Origin of the sequence: Liquorilactobacillus sicerae (assembly GCF_029916425.1) — a bacterium.
In the GTDB taxonomy this organism is placed as follows: Bacteria; Bacillota; Bacilli; order Lactobacillales; family Lactobacillaceae; genus Liquorilactobacillus; species Liquorilactobacillus sicerae.
Window position 1 is genome coordinate 1 of sequence record NZ_JAHAVQ010000250.1, and the last position, 445, is coordinate 445.

Below are 445 nucleotides of genomic sequence, written 5' to 3' on the forward strand. Positions count from 1 at the left end.
ACTTTGGCAAAAGTCCGGCAATAATAACAAAAAGCAGCAAAAATCTTGATAACAAAATTCCTGGCTATTCTGTGATAATTGAGCCGATTAAAGATTCCCTTAATACTCCTCAGTCGAGGGAAGGTACCTTTTTTATAGAGACTAAAAATAAGCAAAAAATTCATCAGTTATTAATGCTGTTAGCGCAGCGCTTAATCGAAAGAGAGAAAAAAGAATTTGATCAGATCGATTTTAAGATACGTGACTCAGGCAGCATAGCAGAATTCAGTTTTAATGATCCCGAGCAATTGAATCAACTAGTGAATATCCTTTTAATTTTTTTAATTATATTTTTAATCATGTTCCAATTATCTAATTCTAAGCAGCTGTCAGTTTACAGACTAAATGGAATTTCAACTGTTAGATCCTTTGTTTTATCGTTGGGAGGAACTTGGCTGGTAAGTAT

At 33.3% G+C, this 445-nt stretch carries 1 pseudogene; it reads left to right on the plus strand.

Features of this window, described 5'->3' with window-relative positions:
- Positions 1–445 (plus strand): annotated as a pseudogene (locus KH893_RS12285) (hypothetical protein); the annotation flags it as partial.